Source organism: Emticicia sp. SJ17W-69 (genome assembly GCF_051209875.1).
Classification (GTDB): Bacteria; Bacteroidota; Bacteroidia; order Cytophagales; family Spirosomataceae; genus Emticicia.
In genome coordinates, this window is record NZ_JBNTQY010000001.1 from 710,146 (window position 1) to 727,745 (window position 17,600).

A 17,600-nucleotide genomic window follows, 5' to 3' on the forward strand; every position below is an offset into this window, starting at 1 on the left:
TAAGGTAATTGCCCATTGTCCATTATCCATTATCCATTCTATAAGTGTATTATTTTCCAAAAAACTTAGCGAACTTTGCGAATCAAAATTCAAAGATTTTTAAAGTAATGAATATTTTAATACTTGGTTCGGGTGGACGTGAGCATACTTTTGCTTGGAAAATTTCACAATCAAAAAACTGTACAAACCTTTTTGTTGCTCCTGGAAATGCAGGTACAGCTCAAATTGCTACTAATTTGCCAATTGGTGTAAATGATTTTGAAGCCATTGGAAATGCTGTAAAAGAGCATCAAATCGAAATGGTGATTGTTGGCCCCGAAGAGCCCTTAGTACGAGGAATTGTTGATTTTTTCAAGAAAGATAAAGCTCTAAAAAAGATAAAAATCGTAGGCCCTGATGCCTCAGGTGCAAGACTGGAAGGTAGCAAAGATTTTTCAAAAGGCTTTATGCAAAAGTATAATATTCCAGCCGGGGCTTCACAAACTTTTACAAAAGAAACCCTTCAGGAAGGTTTACAATACCTTGATAATCAGTCGCTTCCAATAGTTTTAAAAGCTGATGGTTTGGCAGCAGGAAAAGGTGTCATCATTGCCGAAACCAAAGAAGATGCCCGAAAAGCATTACACGAAATGCTTGCAGAAGCCAAATTTGGCGATGCCAGTAGTAAGGTGCTTATTGAACAATATTTGTCAGGAATTGAACTTTCAGTCTTTGTATTGACTGACGGTAAAAACTATAAAATTCTTCCCGAAGCAAAAGATTATAAGCGAATTGGCGTCAACGATAAAGGATTAAACACTGGTGGTATGGGAGCAGTTTCGCCAGTGCCATTTGCCGATGAAGCATTTTTGAGCAAAGTTGAAGAGCGTGTAGTAAAACCAACTTTGGCTGGTTTACAAGCAGAAGGCATCAAATATGTAGGATTTATTTTCGTTGGATTAATGAATGTTGATGGCGAGCCTTATGTAATTGAATACAACGCTCGCATGGGCGACCCAGAAACAGAAGTAGTTTTACCAAGAATCAAAACTGATATGGTAAAATTAATGAAAGCTACTGCTGAAGGGAAATTAGATAAAATCAAACTTACGGTCAATCCAAAAGTAGCCATTGCAACTGTTTCGGTAGCAAAAGGTTATCCAGAAGATTACCGCAAAGGTGATGTGATGACCATTCCAGAAGCCGAAAAAGATACGATTATTTTCCATGCTGGCACAAAAATCGCTACGGATGGTACAGTCGTAACTAATGGCGGTCGAGTAATTGTAACAACAGGAATGGCACGAACGCTAAATTCTGCCCGTAAAAAGTCGCAGTTGATGGCAAAAAAGATTATATTTGACGGAAAATATTTCCGAAGCGATATTGGCAAGGATTTATTGAAGTATGTTGAAAAATAGATGATTCTGCAATTATGCAAGTAACATTAGAAATACCAGACGATAAATACGCTTCTTTCATGGAAGTGGTACGAAATATTCGTTTTGTTAAAATTCGTAAGGAAGAAAAACTTACTGCTTCTCAAAAGGAGTTTGTAGAAGATTTGAAGCACTCCTTGGAACAGGTTGAACTTCATTTACAAGGGAAAATTCAACTAAGAGATGCTTATGAATTATTAGAAGAATTAAAAAATGAAGAATTAGCTGATTCCAAATGAAAGTTACTTTTACAGATGTATTCCTTAAAGATATTCGTAAGTTAAAAAAAGAAATATAAGTCCGTATCAGATGATTTTGGCAATTTGCTTGACTCTTTACAGCAAAATCCTTTTCAAGGTGATGCTCTCGGTAAAAATTGCTACAAAGTAAGAATGGCGATAACTTCAAAAGGAACAGGTAAATCGTATGGAGCAAGGTTAATAACTTGTGTTAAAATCATTAATGACACAATCTATTTGTTATCCATCTACGATAAATCAAACAAAAAAGATATTTCAGACCAAGAACTTGATTTTCTATTGAAGGAAGCAGGTCTGAAATAAGTATTCAACCATCGATTGAGTAAATTACTCGTCGAAATTTATATATATACATAGAAAATGGGCTGTGGACAATGTTCATCGGGAGGTTGTGGAGCAGTAAAAGCAATAGGCCAAACCGAAAAATCGAATCATAAAACCGTAGCAGGTTGCTCTTCAGGAGGCTGCTCGACGGGTGGATGTAATAAAATGAATGCGTACGATTGGTTATCCAATATGGATGTACCTCGTTCGATGCGTTATGATATTGTTGAAGTGAAATTTAAAGGTGGACGAAAGGAATATTTTCGAAATACCAATAATATTGACCTTTATACTGGCGATTTCGTGGTTTGCGAAATGGCATCGGGCTATCATATCGGAAGTGTGTCTTTGCAGGGAGAATTGGTTCGTTTGCAAATGATAAAAAAAGGCTTGAAAGATAATGATGAAGTGAAGAAAATTCTTCGTCTTGCTACCGAGCGTGATATTGAAAAGCATCAACAAGCTATTGCTCGTGATACGCCAACAATGTATCGAGTACGCATCATTGCCAAAGAATTAAAGCTACAAATGAAGATGTCAGACGTGGAGTTTCAGTCTGATAATACCAAAGCAACATTCTATTATTCTGCCGATGACCGTGTTGATTTTCGTGAAATGATTAAACTTTTAGCTTCTGAATTCAAAATCAGAGTTGAAATGAAACAAATCAGTTTGCGTCAAGAAGCGGCTCGTGTAGGCGGAATTGGCTCTTGTGGCCGTGAATTATGCTGCTCAACATGGCTCACTGATTTTCGTGCAATTCCTACTTCTGCGGCACGTTATCAAAATCTTTCGCTCAATCCAGCCAAACTTTCTGGTCAATGTGGACGTTTGAAATGTTGCTTAAATTATGAGTTAGAAACTTATTTAGATGCTTTAAGTGACATTCCGACTGTTGAGAAACCATTGAAAACCGAAAAAGGAAATGCTGTTTTGCAAAAGACTGATATTTTCCGTCGAATCATGTGGTTTAGCTATAATAATGACATCAACTGGCATTCACTTCCGATTCATCAAGTTGTTGAAATTATGAAGATGAACGAAAAAGGTATTTTGCCTAATTCGCTCGAAGATTTGAACTTAATTGATACGGTGGTGATTGATAAGAATTCTCCAAGAAATTCTGATTTAGACCGTTTAGATAAAAAATACACTGATAAGGGCAAAAAGCCACAGCAGTTTTCAAATGGTAATAAAAACCAAGGAAACCGAGCTAATATACCTCAGCAAAGCACTATTCCTGTGAATCGTGGTAGTAATGTAGCACCAATTGAAGGCGGTAAACAGGAAAGTTTACAAAATAAAAACACAAATAATCCACAAAAGCAGGGAGGGAATACAACTCAAAATCAAGGCAATAATCCTCAGAAAAACAACCCTAATAATAAGCAGGGCGGTGTTCAACAGGGTGGGGGTAATCCAAATCAAAATAAGCAGGGCGGCTCTCCGCAGGGCGGCTCTCCGCAAGCAAAACCTCAGCAAGGTGGTGGTCAAAATAAGCAGGGTGCTACACAAGGTGGCAATCCTCAAGGTGGTCAAAACAAGCAGGGCAATTCTCAAGGAGGACAACCCAAACAAGGAGGGACTTCTCAAAATGGAGGAAATCCTCAGCAAAATAAACCACAAGGAGGTAATAATCAAGGACGTAATCCTCAGCCTAATAACCAAAACAAAAAAGGTGGTGGACAAAATAACAATCCTCAAAACAAGCAAGTACAACAGCCAAAGCCTAATGAGGATAAGAGCTAATGATTAATGGTGAATTATTAATGTTAAATGGTTAAGTATTGAAAATTTTTTTAGGATATATGAGTAATAAATTATCAAGAAGTGTTAAAATTGCTATGTTTATAGCCATCACACTCTATTGTTTTTCGTGTGATAGCAATGCGATTTATAAATCTTATGTCGATTTGAAAGATACCAATTGGTACGTTAAAAACGTACCAACTTTTACTTTCGAGATAAAAGATGAAAACATTCCTTATAACATTTATATTTTGGTAAGAAATGCTTCGCAGTATCCTTACAATAACCTGTATGTGACACGCTATATTTATGGACCTGATGGTAAAATATTGAGCAATCGTTTGGAAGAAGTAATACTTTTTGACCAAAAAACTGGTAAGCCATTAGGGGATGGATTGGGCGATATTTATGACCATAAATTACTTTCGAGTAGAAGTTTTATGTTCCCCAAAAAAGGAAAATATACTATAAAACTCAAACAATACATGCGTCAAGACCCACTTCCGTATGTAATGTCGATGGGTGTGAGTATCGAAAAACCACTTCCACCAAAACAATAAGTAGATATCTGAAGTTTAAAATGATGAGTTTGAATGCAAAAATGGTAGAAACAAACCATTCATAATTTATCATTCATAATTCATCATTCCCATGAGCTTTCTTCCTCTTTTTCCACTAAATTTAGTTGTCTTCCCACACGAAGACCTAAATTTACATATTTTTGAACCTCGTTATCGACAATTAATCAATGAATGTTTGGATGAAAAAAAGACCTTCGGTATTCCTGCATTTATCAATAGCAAACTCTTGGGTTATGGCACAGAAGTAGAAGTAAAGCAATTATCGAAACGCTACGGTGATGGTAGAATGGACATTAAAACCAAAGGGTTACGAATCTTTAGAATTGTTGATTTCCAAAATCCTGTAAAAGACAAATTATACGCTGGGGGCGAGGTCGTATTTATTGAAAATGAAGATTTAGTTGAAGAAATTAATCCTTATTTGTTGAGTTTAGTTGAAAAACTATATCGTTTATTGAAAGTAAAAGTTGATTATGACAAACCCGAATACGCTCCATTTAGTTATAGAATTGTACACAAAATAGGCATTTCGGTTGCCGAAGAATATGAATTGCTTACAATGTGTTCTGAAAAGCAACGGCAAGAAAAACTCATTGAACATCTCGAAGTGATTCTGCCAATTGTGGCCGAAGTAGAGCGTACCAAAGAACGAATCGCCATGAATGGACATTTTAAAGAACTTGATGCTTTAGATTTTTAAAAACTGTCTAACGACTTACTTTATTTTGAGGTGTAGTTCTACTATAGAGCTACACCTTTTTCTTTTTTCAATCAAAAAAATTTAAGAATAAATTGCGTAACCAAATTGTTACATATATATTTGTAACCGATTAGTTACATAAAGAATCAAAAACCATGAGAAGAGATGTTTTTCAAGCAATTGCCGACCCGACCCGACGGGAAATTATCAATCTTGTAGTACAGAAACCTTTAAATCTGAATGCAATTGCTGAGAAATTTGATATTAGCCGACCAGCGATTTCAAAACATATAAAAATTTTGAAAGAATGTGGATTGATTGTTATTGAGCAACATGGCAGAGAAAGGTATTGTGAGGCAAAACTCGACAAGCTTAATGAAATATCAGAATGGGTAGAGCAATATCGACAATTCTGGGAGAGAAAATTGGATAGTTTAGAAAATTATTTGAATGAACTACAAAAAATAAAGAAAGATGAAAACAGCACAAAATAGCGATACTTCCGACCGTGAAATAAGTGTTTCGAGGCTGATGAATGCCCCGATTGAATTAGTCTGGGAAGTTTGGACAAATCCCGAACATATTAAGAAATGGTGGGGGCCAACAGGATTTACCAATACCATTGATAAAATGGAGGTAAAACCCGAAGGAATTTGGGAATTTGTGATGCACGGCCCCGATGGTGTTGATTACAAAAACAAAAGTATTTTTAAGGAAATTGACAAGCCTAATCGGATTGTTTTTGAACATATTACAGGGCCAAAATTCCTAACAACTGTAACTTTTACTGCCGAAGGTGATAAAACATTTATTCATTGGCACATGCTTTTCGAGTCGAAAGAACAATTTGAACAAGTTGTAAAAACCTTCAAGGCTGACGAAGGCTTAAAGCAAAATGTTGATAAATTGAGTCATTACTTACAAGCACAAATAACCATTCGTAAACAATTAAAAACTAATAAAATGGCAAGGGTAAGCACTTATCTCAACTTTCCAGGTACTACTGAAGAGGCTTTTAATTTTTATAAGTCTGTGTTTGGTGGCGAATTTAATGGTGGAATTCAACGATTTGGCGAAATTCCTGCACAAGAAGGAATGCCACCATTATCGGATGAAGATAAGAAATTGATTTTACATATTGAACTACCTATTCTTGGAGGGTATATTTTGATGGCAACCGATGCTCCTGAAAGTTTTGGTATGAAAGTTAATAAGGGAGATAATATGCACATCAATCTTGAACCAGATTCACGTGAAGAAACCAAGCGATTATTTGATGCACTTTCGGCTGGTGGAAATGTAACGATGGAACTGCAAGATATGTTTTGGGGAGCTTATTACGGAAGCTTTACCGATAAATATGGCATTAACTGGATGGTAAACTTTACTGAAATAGCGTAAAAAATATGGAAAATCAACCAATCATTGTTGAACGCACGCTAAATGCCTCAATTGCAAAGGTTTGGAAAGCAATTACAGATAAAGATGAAATGAAAAACTGGTATTTCGACCTTGCGGAATTCAAGGCAGAAGTAGGTTTTAAATTTCAGTTTATGGGAGGCGACACCAACGGTAAACAATACTTACACCTTTGTGAAATAACGGAAGTAATTCCTGAGAAAAAACTTACTTATAGCTGGCGATATGATGGTTATGTAGGCAATTCTTTTGTAAGTTTTGAACTTTCTGAGCAAGAAAATAAGACTTTGTTAAGACTTACGCACGAAGGATTAGAAACATTCCCTCAGGGAAATCCTGACTTTGCTAAAGGTAATTTTGCTGAAGGTTGGAATTATATAGTCAATACCGCATTGAAAAATTATTTAGCATAAAAATTTTTCTTTAAAAACTCGCCAAACGTCTCGACCAAAATCGAGGCGTTTGCTTTTTTATAAAATGTTTGAATATTTTACCTTCAAAAACAAATTTTCTTCCCGAACTTTGTACCAAGTTTTTCGTCATTAATAATTCAGCATTTATCATTATTTAAAAATATGCTAATCAATCGCCCACGTAGAAATAGAAAAAGTGCTGCCATCCGAGATTTGGTGCAAGAAACAAGCCTTTCGGTCAATGATTTTATTTTCCCGATGTTTGTCATGGAGGGTTCAGGTATCAAGAGCGAAATCAAATCAATGCCTAATATTTATCGCTTTTCATTAGATACTTTATTAGAAGAAATTAAAGAAATTACAGATTTAGGCATCAAATCAATTTGCCTTTTTCCAAATTACCCTGAATCCAAAAAAGATAAATACGCAACCGAAAGCCATAATCCTAATACGCTGTATATCAAGGCTTTGAGCGAAATCAAAAGCAAATTTCCTGATTTAGCTTTAATGACTGACATCGCAATGGATCCATATAGCAGCGATGGGCATGATGGGCTTGTAGAAAATGGACAAATTCTCAACGATGAAACGCTTGATATTTTAGGCAAAATGGCTCTCGCCCAAGCCCGTGCAGGAGCTGATATTCTTGGGCCATCAGACATGATGGATGGACGAATTGGTTATATTCGTGAGTTGTTGGACGATGAAGGTTTTACCAATGTGAGCATCATGTCATATTCGGTAAAATATGCCAGTGCTTTCTATGGCCCATTCCGTGATGCACTTGATTCTGCACCAAAATTTGGTGATAAAAAAACGTATCAAATGAATCCTGCCAATGTGCGTGAAGCACTCATCGAAGGTCAACTTGATGCAGCTGAAGGTGCAGATTTCTTGATGGTAAAACCTGCGTTTTCATACTTAGATGTGATCAAAACAATGGCCGATAATTTCGATTTGCCGATTGCGGCTTATAATGTTTCGGGTGAATATGCCATGATAAAAGCCGCCGCTCAAAATGGCTGGCTCGACGGTGAAAAAGCCATGCTGGAAATGCTTTTAAGTATCAAACGTGCAGGTGCAAAAATTATTTTGAGCTATTTTGCGAAAGAGTATGCCCTATTAAAAAACCACTAAAAATTAGCAAATTTTACTTTTTCTAATTAAGTTTGACTATAAAATGCAAGAAAAATGGTCTTAGAAAATGAAATACAATCACTTCCGAAAACCTTAGCAGAATTTATGCTTTGGGAACCAAACGATGGTTTCAAATATGAATGGAATGATGGAGAGTTAATAAAGTTTGATGGTATGAATAAAAAGCAGGTTTACATTTACAACGTTTTGAATAAACTTTTTAGTAAAAAAGGGTATATCGAAATAGGTTCATTAGTATCAGAATATGACGTTAAGCTTACAGGTATACAAATGCGGAGGCCAGATATTGCCTACTTAACTGATGAACAGATTTTACAAGGACGAAAAGGTGAAGATGTAATCCCAGAGTTTGTCATTGAAATAATCTCAGAAACTGACCAATTTTATAAAATCGAAGATAAGATTACAGAGTATTTTAAGGCGGGCGTAAAAGTTATTTGGAATATCGTACCTGAACATAGATTGGTTTATATTTATACTTCTCGTAAAACCGTAAAGATTTGTAGCGATAATGATATATGTTCTGCTGAACCAGTTCTACCCGATTTTGCTATTGCTGTAAATGATATTTTCACAGAAAAATAAGTGACAAAAATATAGTCAGAATTAATAAAGCACCAATAAAATGATTGTTGATCTTACAGTTCCTCAGATTGGATTTAACGACGAAGAACTATACAAACTTTGTATGGCTAACCCCGACTTGCCTATTGAAAGAGACGAACTTGGAAGAATAATTATTATGCCACTTACTGGATTTGAATCAAGTTATTATAATAGTGATTTGCTTACAGATGTAAACCTTTGGAATAGAAGAAATAAATCAGGGCGTGTAACCGACTCAAATGGAGGATATACCCTTCCTGATGCTTCTATGAGAGCTCCAGACGTGGCTTGGATAAGCAATGAAAGAATTGCAAAAACTACACCCGATGACCAAAAACGCTTCATTCATGCCTGCCCAGATTTTGTAATTGAACTACTTTCAGAGTCAGATTATTTGACTGAATTACAAGATAAAATGGTTAAATACATTAAAAATGGTGTGCGTTTAGGTTGGTTAATTGACAAGAAAAATAGACAAGTGCATATTTATCGTCCTGCACAAAGTACAGTTATTCAATCATTTAACACAAAACTTTCAGGCGAAGATGTCCTCGTGGGTTTTGAGTTAGATTTGACACAAATCTTCTAAAATGTCACAAACAATATTAATATTAAATGCCCTCGTAGTAAATGAAGGGAAAATTACGCCATCAGATGTATTCATCAAAGATGGTATTATCGAGCAAATCGGAAATGATTTATCGCACCTCAAAACAAAAAAAGTCATTGATGCCACAGGAAAATATTTATTGCCTGGTGTCATTGATGACCAAGTGCATTTTCGTGAGCCAGGGCTTACGCACAAGGCAACGATTGCTACTGAAGCAAAGGCAGCAGTAGCAGGTGGGACAACGAGTTTTATGGAAATGCCCAATACTGTGCCGAATGCTCTTACACAAACACTTTTGGAAGACAAATACCAAATTGCAGCACAGTCTTCGTTGGCAAACTACTCATTTTTCATGGGTGCTTCAAATGATAATTATGAAGAAGCCATGAAAACCGACATCAAAAATGTATGTGGGCTAAAGATTTTCATGGGCAGCTCAACGGGCAATATGCTGGTTGATGATAAAGGTGTTTTAGATAAAATATTTGCAAATTTCTCGTCATTAATTGCGACCCATTGTGAAGATGAAGCAACAGTCAAAGCCAATTTAGCAAAATACAAAGAGCAGTTTGGTGAAAATATTCCTTATGATATTCATGCTTTGATTCGTAATGAAGAGGCTTGTTATAAATCTTCAGAAATGGCGGTTGAATTAGCTAAAAAGCATAAAACAAGATTACATATTTTGCATATTTCAACCGCTGATGAGATTTCTCTTTTCAGTAATGCTTTATATACTAAAGAAAAACCGAAGCATATTACTTCCGAAGTTTGTGTGCATCATCTTTGGTTTGATGCCGATGATTACAAAACTTTGGGTAATCAAATCAAATGTAACCCTGCTATCAAGCACGGACATCGTGAAAAATTGCTCCAAGCTTTGCTCGATGACCATTTTGATGTGGTAGCAACCGACCATGCACCTCATACTTGGGAAGAAAAGCAACAATCATACTGGCAAGCACCTTCGGGTCTTCCTTTGGTGCAACATTCACTCAATGTAATGTTGGAATTTTATAAACAAGGCAAAATTTCACTTGAAAAAATTGCACAAAAAATGTCTCACTCGGTAGCAGATTGCTTTCAAATTGAGCGTCGAGGTTATATTCGTGAAGGTTATTGGGCTGATTTGACTTTGGTAGATTTAAACCAAAGTACATTAGTTACCAAAGAAAGTCTCTTTGCAAAATGTGCTTGGTCGCCTTTTGAAGGAACAGAATTTCAATCGAAAATTACGCATACCATTGTTTCAGGAAATGTTGTTTTTGCTAATGGTAAATTTGATGAAAGTGTCAAAGGGCAACGTTTGAAGTTTGATAGATAAGAATTTATTCCAATTGCAAATGATACAATAATGAAAGAATTAGATGATTTTTATTTGCAATTGGATGAACCAAACAAAAGCTGTTTACTTGCTTTGCGAGATATAATACTTGCACAAGACAAAGATATCACGGTGGCTTGGAAGTACAAATTACCCTTTTTCTGTTACAAGGAAAAGATGTTTTGTTATTTATGGATTCGCCCAAAAACAAAACATCCTTATATTGGATTTGTTGAAGGCAAACACATCGAACATCCTGATTTATTGGCAGAAAAGCGTTCAAGAATAAAAATATTATTATTCGACCCTAACGAAGATTTGCCAATCGAAATCATCGAAACGATTATTCAAAAAGCCATTCATTTATATAAATCAGGACAAATAAAAATTCGAAAATGAGGTGTTAGATTTTTCTGACACCTCATTTTCTAAGTCAATTCTTAGTTATTCTACTCAAAAAAACATTCTTTCTCTGCTAATTGATTATTGAATTCAATCATAAAATAGTGTAAAAATTAATAAAATTAGTTATATTTTTTGCAAAGCATTTTAAAATATTTTACTAATTTTAGGCATGAACAGACGAGATTTTATCGGAACTACCTTGACTGGTACTATTTTAGCAAAAACTAATTTTCTTTTTGCAAAACCCGCCGCTGGAATGAAAATCAGCGTGTTTTCTAAAACCCTTCATTGGATTGAAGACTACCAGGCTTTGGCTGAAACCATAGCCGAAATGGGCTTCGATGGCATTGACCTAACGGTACGACCTGATGGTCATGTGCTACCCGAAAAAGTAGAACTTGATTTGCCCAAAGCAGTACAAGCTGCCAAAAAAGCAAATCTTGAAATACAGATGATGACGACGGCTATTTTACAAGCCGATGCAATTTCAGAACGAGTGTTGAAAACAGCCAATGCCGTAGGAATAGGGCATTATCGTATGGGCTGGTATCATTTCGAGATGCAAAAAGACATCATGCAACAAGTCGATTCTTTTGGAAAACAAATGAAAGGATTGGATGCTCTGAACAAAAAATATAAAATCTCAGGTGAGTACCAAAATCATGGCGGACAATATCTCGGAGCTGCCGTTTGGGATTTACAACCTATCTTCAAAAGCATTAATTCTCCCTTGACTGGCTGCCAATATGATGTCAATCACGCTACTGCCGAAAGTGGTGCTAACTGGGAAACTGGTTTTAGAATTATTGCTCCATATATCAAATCTTTAGCTATCAAAGATTTTAAATATATTTTGAAAGATGGGAAACTGACTAAAGTTGGCTGTCCATTGGGCGAAGGTATTGTTGATTGGAAGAAATTCTTGCAATTGGTCAAACAATATAACATTAATGTGCCGATAACCATGCACTTTGAATATGATTTAGGCGGAGCAGAAAATGGTCTAAGAAATATTAAGATGGATAAAAAAGATATTCTTGCCGCAATGAAAAGAGATTTGGCTTTATTAAAAACATGGTTGTAGAACAAGTTTCCAACTTGTTACTTATATAGCTGAACAAGTTAGAAACTTGTTCTACAAAAAAAATACTAAATAATTCAAATGATTAAGATTGATTACAACCTTCAACCCACCGATTTAACCTCAAAACTCCAAGCTTTTTGGGAGCTTTCAGGGCAAAAAATCCATTCAATTGAGCAAAATTATGATGTTTCAAAAGGTTCACCAGTATTTACCCAACAAGGAAAATACACTACTCGTGGTTGGACAGAATGGACGCAGGGTTTTCAATTTGGCTCGGCAATTTTACAATTTGATGCCACAGGTGAACAAGATTTCCTTGAAATTGGTCGTAAAAATACCCTAAAAGTAATGGCTCCGCACATTAGTCATATTGGTGTACACGACCACGGGTTTAATAATGTAAGTACTTATGGTAATCTTTTACGCCTCATGCGTGAAGGAAAAATTGCTTTCAATGAATGGGAGAAAAATTTCTACGAATTGGCTCTTAAAATTTCGGGAGCAGTGCAGGCGAGTCGTTGGACTCCTATAAAAAGTGGCGGTTATATTCATTCTTTCAATGGAGCTCATTCGCTTTTTGTTGATACCATTCGTTCGTGCCGAGCTTTGGTAGTGAGCCATCGTTTAGGACATATTTTTCAAGGCGAAGGTGATGTGAAAATCAATATGTTGGATAGAGCTTTGCAACATATAAAAGCCACTGCTGATTATTCAGTTTTTTATGGAGAAGGACGTGATTCTTATGATATTTGGGGAAGAACTGCCCACGAGAGTGTTTTTAATGTAAAAGATGGCAATTTTCGTTGCCCTAATTCTCAACAAGGTTATACAGGTTTTACGACTTGGACTCGTGGCTTGGCTTGGGCAATGTGCGGTTTTCCTGAAGAATTAGAGTTTTTAGAAACGCTTGAAGATACTGAGCTTGAAGCTTTTGGTGGAAGAACATTTATTGAAAGTTATATGTTAAAAGCCGCTCGTGCTACTTGTGATTTTTATATCGAACATACGCCCATTGATGGCATTCCGTACTGGGATACTGGAGCTCCTAACTTGCATAAATTAGGCGATTATCTTGACCAAAAAGCCAACCCTTACAATGATTTTGAACCTGTTGATAGTTCGGCGGCAGCTATTGGCTCGCAAGGACTATTGAGATTGGGTAAATATTTAATCAAAAAAGGTGAAACTGAAGCAGGTCAAAAATATTGGCAAGCAGGGTTGACAGTGCTGAACTCACTTTTAGATGAACCATATTTAAGCAAAAACGAAGCTCACCAAGGCTTGCTTTTACATTCGATTTATCACCAACCCAATGGCTGGGATTATGTGCCAGAAGGTAGCAAAATCGCCAATGGCGAATCAAGCATGTGGGGCGATTATCATTTCAGAGAAGTAGCTCTTTATGTTCAAAAAATCATAAATAATGAGCCTTATTATGCTTTTTTTAATTGTTTGTGAAAATTTATAATCTTGTAGAACAATTTGAAAAATTGTTCTACTAAATATATCAACTCAATGGCCGAAAAATTTAAACCAAAATATACAAGAGTAGCTCAACTCAAAACTGCCCAAGATTTAAGAAATTATCTTGAGTCAAATCATGTAAAATTAGATTTTGATGAAGAATTAATCACAGGCGAAGCATCGTCTTTCAAAAAAAGTATTACTCTAAAATCAGGTAAAAAAATTGGTAATGCTCTTTCGATTTTGCCAATGGAAGGCTGGGATGGAACTGCAGACGGCCGCCCAAGTGAGTTTACTAAAAAACGTTGGGAGAACTTTGCTATCAGCGGTGCAAAACTCTTATGGGGATGTGAGGCAGTTGCTGTTTCGCATGAAGGACGAGCAAATCCACGTCAGTTGGTTATGAATGAAGCTAATTTTTCGGAGTATGAAACCCTCTATAAACTTGTTATTGATAAACATACCGAAAAATTTGGTTCGGCTGATGATTTACTGGTCGGACTTCAATTGACGCATTCGGGGCGTTTCTGCAAACCAAACGATAATACAAAATTCGAATCTAAAATTTTATATAATCATCCAAAACTTGACAAGAAATTTCATCTAAGCGAAAATCATCCTTTGATGACTGATGACGAGATTGATGCCTTGGTAGAAGACTTTGTAAAGGCAGCAGTTTTGGCACAGAAAGCAGGCTTTCATTTTGTGGATATTAAGCATTGTCATGGTTATTTGGGACACGAATTTTTAAGTGCTTATGACCGAGAAGGGAAATACGGTGGTAGTTTTGAAAACCGTACAAGGTTCCTTAGAAATATCGTAGAAGGCATTAAAAAAGCAGCTCCTGGTTTAGAAATGGGAGTAAGGCTTAGTGCTATTGACTTTGTTCCTTTCAAGAAAAGTGCAACTGGTGAAGGTGAACCAGATTTAATGCCTAATCAACCTTATAAATACGCTTTTGGCTGCGATGATTCAGGAATTAAAATTGATTTAGAAGAACCAAAAGCTTTCTTAGAGTTGGCTCAAAGTTTGGGTATTCAGTTGATTTGTGTAACGGTTTCGAGTCCATATTATAACCCTCATGTTACACGCCCAGCACTTTTCCCTCCATCAGATGGTTATCAGCCACCAGAAGAGCCATTGGCAGGCGTTGCACGAATGATTGATGTAGCAGAAGGTTTGAAAGAGGCCTTCCCTGAACTAGTCATTGTTGGTTCGGGTTATTCATACTTGCAAGAATGGCTACCAAATGTTGCTCAGAATGTATTGCGAAATAATAAAGTAGATTTTGTAGGCTTTGGCCGCATGGTACTTTCGTATCCAACAATGCCCGATGATATGTTGAATGACCGACCAATTCAACGAAAACTTTTATGTCGTACTTTTTCTGATTGTACCACTGCTCCACGTAATGGTTTGTATTCTGGATGTTTTCCTTTAGACCCTATTTATAAAAATCATCCTCACGCTGAATTACTCAAAACTATCAAAGACAGTATATGAAAAAAGTAGCATTCGTTACTGGCGGAAGTCGTGGAATTGGTTTAGGAATTGCTCAATATTTGGCGAAAAATGGCTTTGATTTGGCTATCAATGGTATTCGTTCCGAAGAATCAGTCATAGATGTGTTGGCAGAATTACGGATTTTAGGGGCTGAAGTTATCTATTGTCAAGGAGATATTGCTTCAAGTGAAGATAGAAAATCAATGCTCGAAAAAATTAACCTGCACTTTGGTAGATTAAATGTGTTGGTCAATAATGCAGGTGTTGCTCCCAAAGAACGAAACGATATTTTGGCAGCAACTGAGGAAAGTTTTGATTATGTGATTTCGACAAATTTGAAAGGAACGTATTTTTTGACACAAGCAGTTGCCAATTGGATGATTGAGCAAAAAAACAATATCGACGAATTTACTGCATCAATTATAACTGTTTCGTCGATTTCGGCAACAGTTGCATCAGTCAATCGAGGTGAATATTGTGTTTCAAAAGCAGGCTTGGGAATGATGACACAACTTTTTGCCGCACGATTGGGCGAATTTAATATTCCTGTTTACGAAGTCAGACCAGGAATAATTAAAACTGATATGACCGAAGGCGTAACAGCTAAATACGATAAACTCATTGCTGAAGGTTTAACAGTACAGAATCGTTGGGGTTTTCCCGATGATATAGGTAAAGCAGTAGCTGCCATCGCTAAAGGAGATTTCCCTTATTCAACAGGGCAAGTTTTTATGATTGATGGTGGTTTGACAATTGCAAGACTTTAAAATAGTCCACTGTCAATAGTCCTTAGTCCACAGCAATTTAGCATAATAGATTTGTCGATTAAAACTTTAAAAATCAATGAAACGAACTATCTTTTATACATTATTTCTTCTTACCTATGCAAATCTGAGCGTTTTTGCTAAAAATGCAAAAAATAGAGAGATATTGTATCAACCAATAGATTCGCTTTCAATTGCTAAAGGTCAAGTGTTATTTACACAAAACTGTACGAGTTGTCATCAAATCAAAGTAGATGGTATTGGGCCAAAGTTATCGGGAGTTACAAGTGTTACTTCGCCAGCATGGGTAAAGAAATTTATTCAAAATTCGCAGGATGTTATTGCTGCGGGAGACGAACGAGCAACGCAATTATTTCTAAAATACAAAAAGGCTATAATGCCTTCTTACAGCCATTTACAAGAAGCAGAACTCAACGCCATTGTTGATTATTTGGCTACAACTAAGCCGATTAAAAATAACTTCAAGAAAGATTATGGTGTTGGTTTGAGTAATCCTATTCCTGAGCCAATCGAAGTTTCTAACCTTGTCATTGATGTAAAGCAATTTACGCAATTCCCAGTGTCGAGTGAAAATGGAAAATATCCACTTACCCGTATCACAAAACTTGTCCCCCAGCCAAGTACAGGACAGATTTTTATGAATGATTTAAGAGGAAAATTGTATAAAATGGAAGGCAATACGCCAGTTGTTTATATGGATTTTGCCCAATTAATGCCCAATTTTATTCATCAACCAGGTTTAGCTACAGGTTTAGGAAGTTTTGCCTTTCACCCAGATTTTCTCAATAATGGTCTGCTTTATACGACTCATAGCGAAAAAACAGGTTCTGCAAAAGCCGACTTTGCTTATGCTGATTCTATAAAAGTTTCGTTGCAATGGGTACTTACCGAATGGAAAATTGATCATCCATCTTCTGGGGTTTTCTCGGGAAAACCTCGTGAAATGATGCGAGTGAATGTAGTATCTGTCATTCATGGTGTGCAAGAAATCGTTTTTAACCCAATGGCAAAAAAAAGCGATGCTGATTATGGACTTTTATATATTGGAATTGGCGATGGTGGAGCAGCAGAAAACGGTTATTCGTTCTTGACCAACAAAGAAGAACGCATTTGGGGTAAAATCTTGCGAATCGACCCATCGGGTAGAAATAGTAAAAATGGTAAATATGGTATTCCAGCCACAAATCCTTACGCAAAATCAGCTAATAAAAGGGCTTTAAAAGAAATATTTGCAAGTGGTTTTAGAAATCCACACCGAATCATGTGGACGAGCAAAAGTGATATGCTTACCGTAAATATTGGCCATGCCAATATCGAATCTTTGTATAAAATTGAAGCAGGAAGAAACTACGGCTGGCCGATTCGAGAAGGAAAATTTGTCATTCACGCCGATGGCGATATGAATAAAGTTTATCCATTGCCTACCAATGATAAAATCTACAATGTAACATACCCCGTAGCTACTTTCGACCACGATGAAGCCAAAGCTATCACGGGCGGTTTTGAATATACAGGTACTTTAGTGCCAGCATTAAAAGGTAAATATTTGTTCGGGGATATTCCTTCTGGAAGATTATTTTATTTGAATGTAGCTGACCTCAAACAAGGACAAACAGCAAAAATAAAAGAATGGAAACTTACGCTCAATGGCAAGTCAGAAACCCTCAGAAATTTGTGTGGCAATGATAGAATTGATTTGCATTTTGGTATTGATGCCCAAGGTGAAATGTACATCATGACCAAAGCTGATGGAAAAGTTTATCAGATTATCGGAGCAAAAGAGTAGCACAAGTTTCC

The 17,600-nt window shown here is 36.3% G+C and carries 19 protein-coding genes; all 19 read left to right on the forward strand.

All coding sequences use genetic code 11. The features are described 5' to 3' along the window. Nucleotides 1-107: 107 nt before the first annotated feature. The 19 genes from purD (at nt 108) to ACQUQZ_RS03260 (ending at nt 17,589) form a co-directional block, all read left to right on the forward strand. Nucleotides 108-1,400 carry a phosphoribosylamine--glycine ligase gene (purD, locus tag ACQUQZ_RS03170; protein WP_435353294.1) on the forward strand — a complete coding sequence of 431 codons (1,293 nt, stop codon included), beginning with the start codon at nt 108-110 and terminating at the stop codon, nt 1,398-1,400. A 14-nt stretch (nt 1,401-1,414) separates the two neighbouring features. Continuing rightward, nucleotides 1,415-1,657, forward strand: coding sequence for a hypothetical protein (locus ACQUQZ_RS03175; protein WP_435353295.1), 243 nt, complete (start codon nt 1,415-1,417; stop codon nt 1,655-1,657). Nucleotides 1,658-1,741: 84 nt separating this feature from the next. Then, nucleotides 1,742-1,981, forward strand: a complete 240-nt coding sequence (locus ACQUQZ_RS03180) for a type II toxin-antitoxin system RelE/ParE family toxin (protein ID WP_435353296.1) — start codon at nt 1,742-1,744, stop codon at nt 1,979-1,981. Nucleotides 1,982-2,038: 57 nt separating this feature from the next. Continuing rightward, nucleotides 2,039-3,751 carry a regulatory iron-sulfur-containing complex subunit RicT gene (gene ricT, locus ACQUQZ_RS03185; RefSeq protein WP_435353297.1) on the forward strand — a complete coding sequence of 571 codons (1,713 nt, stop codon included), beginning with the start codon at nt 2,039-2,041 and terminating at the stop codon, nt 3,749-3,751. A gap of 59 nt (nt 3,752-3,810) precedes the next feature. Then, complete coding sequence (locus tag ACQUQZ_RS03190; RefSeq protein WP_435353298.1) at nt 3,811-4,311, forward strand: gliding motility lipoprotein GldH; 501 nt, start codon at nt 3,811-3,813, stop codon at nt 4,309-4,311. Between the two features lie 91 nt (nt 4,312-4,402). Continuing rightward, complete coding sequence (locus ACQUQZ_RS03195; RefSeq protein WP_435353299.1) at nt 4,403-5,032, forward strand: LON peptidase substrate-binding domain-containing protein; 630 nt, start codon at nt 4,403-4,405, stop codon at nt 5,030-5,032. Between the two features lie 155 nt (nt 5,033-5,187). Next, complete coding sequence (locus ACQUQZ_RS03200; protein ID WP_435353300.1) at nt 5,188-5,526, forward strand: ArsR/SmtB family transcription factor; 339 nt, start codon at nt 5,188-5,190, stop codon at nt 5,524-5,526. Then, nucleotides 5,507-6,433, forward strand: a complete 927-nt coding sequence (locus tag ACQUQZ_RS03205; RefSeq protein WP_435353301.1) for an SRPBCC domain-containing protein — start codon at nt 5,507-5,509, stop codon at nt 6,431-6,433. Before ACQUQZ_RS03200 ends, ACQUQZ_RS03205 begins: the two co-directional genes overlap by 20 nt. A 5-nt stretch (nt 6,434-6,438) precedes the next feature. Continuing rightward, a complete protein-coding gene (locus tag ACQUQZ_RS03210; protein WP_435353302.1) occupies nt 6,439-6,864 on the forward strand; it encodes an SRPBCC family protein in 426 nt (141 codons plus the stop codon). Nucleotides 6,865-7,026: 162 nt separating this feature from the next. Beyond that, nucleotides 7,027-8,001: a porphobilinogen synthase gene (gene hemB, locus ACQUQZ_RS03215; protein WP_435353303.1), complete on the forward strand. Its 975-nt coding sequence runs from the start codon at nt 7,027-7,029 to the stop codon at nt 7,999-8,001. A gap of 54 nt (nt 8,002-8,055) precedes the next feature. Next, a complete protein-coding gene (locus tag ACQUQZ_RS03220) occupies nt 8,056-8,607 on the forward strand; it encodes a Uma2 family endonuclease (RefSeq protein ID WP_435353304.1) in 552 nt (183 codons plus the stop codon). Between the two features lie 40 nt (nt 8,608-8,647). Beyond that, nucleotides 8,648-9,217 carry a Uma2 family endonuclease gene (locus ACQUQZ_RS03225; protein WP_435353305.1) on the forward strand — a complete coding sequence of 190 codons (570 nt, stop codon included), beginning with the start codon at nt 8,648-8,650 and terminating at the stop codon, nt 9,215-9,217. A gap of 1 nt (nt 9,218) precedes the next feature. Then, the gene (locus ACQUQZ_RS03230; RefSeq protein WP_435353306.1) at nt 9,219-10,562 is read left to right on the forward strand and encodes a dihydroorotase; all 1,344 of its coding nucleotides are present in this window, start codon (nt 9,219-9,221) and stop codon (nt 10,560-10,562) included. Nucleotides 10,563-10,592: 30 nt separating this feature from the next. Next, nucleotides 10,593-10,961, forward strand: a complete 369-nt coding sequence (locus ACQUQZ_RS03235) for a DUF1801 domain-containing protein (RefSeq protein ID WP_435353307.1) — start codon at nt 10,593-10,595, stop codon at nt 10,959-10,961. Between the two features lie 175 nt (nt 10,962-11,136). After that, nucleotides 11,137-12,051 (forward strand): sugar phosphate isomerase/epimerase family protein, encoded by a 915-nt coding sequence (locus ACQUQZ_RS03240; RefSeq protein WP_435353308.1) that lies wholly within the window; start codon nt 11,137-11,139, stop codon nt 12,049-12,051. A 78-nt stretch (nt 12,052-12,129) separates the two neighbouring features. Next, a complete protein-coding gene (locus ACQUQZ_RS03245; RefSeq protein ID WP_435353309.1) occupies nt 12,130-13,509 on the forward strand; it encodes a glycosyl hydrolase in 1,380 nt (459 codons plus the stop codon). Between the two features lie 57 nt (nt 13,510-13,566). Further along, nucleotides 13,567-15,018 (forward strand): NADH:flavin oxidoreductase, encoded by a 1,452-nt coding sequence (locus ACQUQZ_RS03250; RefSeq protein WP_435353310.1) that lies wholly within the window; start codon nt 13,567-13,569, stop codon nt 15,016-15,018. Beyond that, the gene (locus tag ACQUQZ_RS03255; RefSeq protein ID WP_435353311.1) at nt 15,015-15,785 is read left to right on the forward strand and encodes a 3-ketoacyl-ACP reductase; all 771 of its coding nucleotides are present in this window, start codon (nt 15,015-15,017) and stop codon (nt 15,783-15,785) included. Before ACQUQZ_RS03250 ends, ACQUQZ_RS03255 begins: the two co-directional genes overlap by 4 nt. 76 nt (nt 15,786-15,861) lie before the next feature. Next, the gene (locus ACQUQZ_RS03260) at nt 15,862-17,589 is read left to right on the forward strand and encodes a PQQ-dependent sugar dehydrogenase (protein ID WP_435353312.1); all 1,728 of its coding nucleotides are present in this window, start codon (nt 15,862-15,864) and stop codon (nt 17,587-17,589) included. The last annotated feature ends 11 nt before the right edge of the window (nt 17,590-17,600 follow it).

Bases quoted from the DNA above. Each gene is read 5' to 3' on its own strand.
- ACQUQZ_RS03240 (WP_435353308.1), top strand. From the start codon at position 11,137: ATGAACAGACGAGATTTTATCGGAACTACCTTGACTGGTACTATTTTA.
- ACQUQZ_RS03190 (WP_435353298.1), top strand. From the start codon at position 3,811: ATGAGTAATAAATTATCAAGAAGTGTTAAAATTGCTATGTTTATAGCC.
- ACQUQZ_RS03200 (WP_435353300.1), top strand. From the start codon at position 5,188: ATGAGAAGAGATGTTTTTCAAGCAATTGCCGACCCGACCCGACGGGAA.
- ACQUQZ_RS03225 (WP_435353305.1), top strand. From the start codon at position 8,648: ATGATTGTTGATCTTACAGTTCCTCAGATTGGATTTAACGACGAAGAA.
- ACQUQZ_RS03220 (WP_435353304.1), top strand. From the start codon at position 8,056: ATGGTCTTAGAAAATGAAATACAATCACTTCCGAAAACCTTAGCAGAA.
- ACQUQZ_RS03255 (WP_435353311.1), top strand. From the start codon at position 15,015: ATGAAAAAAGTAGCATTCGTTACTGGCGGAAGTCGTGGAATTGGTTTA.
- ACQUQZ_RS03235 (WP_435353307.1), top strand. From the start codon at position 10,593: ATGAAAGAATTAGATGATTTTTATTTGCAATTGGATGAACCAAACAAA.
- ACQUQZ_RS03250 (WP_435353310.1), top strand. From the start codon at position 13,567: ATGGCCGAAAAATTTAAACCAAAATATACAAGAGTAGCTCAACTCAAA.
- ACQUQZ_RS03245 (WP_435353309.1), top strand. From the start codon at position 12,130: ATGATTAAGATTGATTACAACCTTCAACCCACCGATTTAACCTCAAAA.
- ACQUQZ_RS03230 (WP_435353306.1), top strand. From the start codon at position 9,219: ATGTCACAAACAATATTAATATTAAATGCCCTCGTAGTAAATGAAGGG.
- hemB (WP_435353303.1), top strand. From the start codon at position 7,027: ATGCTAATCAATCGCCCACGTAGAAATAGAAAAAGTGCTGCCATCCGA.
- purD (WP_435353294.1), top strand. From the start codon at position 108: ATGAATATTTTAATACTTGGTTCGGGTGGACGTGAGCATACTTTTGCT.
- ACQUQZ_RS03175 (WP_435353295.1), top strand. From the start codon at position 1,415: ATGCAAGTAACATTAGAAATACCAGACGATAAATACGCTTCTTTCATG.
- ACQUQZ_RS03205 (WP_435353301.1), top strand. From the start codon at position 5,507: ATGAAAACAGCACAAAATAGCGATACTTCCGACCGTGAAATAAGTGTT.
- ACQUQZ_RS03195 (WP_435353299.1), top strand. From the start codon at position 4,403: ATGAGCTTTCTTCCTCTTTTTCCACTAAATTTAGTTGTCTTCCCACAC.
- ACQUQZ_RS03210 (WP_435353302.1), top strand. From the start codon at position 6,439: ATGGAAAATCAACCAATCATTGTTGAACGCACGCTAAATGCCTCAATT.
- ricT (WP_435353297.1), top strand. From the start codon at position 2,039: ATGGGCTGTGGACAATGTTCATCGGGAGGTTGTGGAGCAGTAAAAGCA.
- ACQUQZ_RS03260 (WP_435353312.1), top strand. From the start codon at position 15,862: ATGAAACGAACTATCTTTTATACATTATTTCTTCTTACCTATGCAAAT.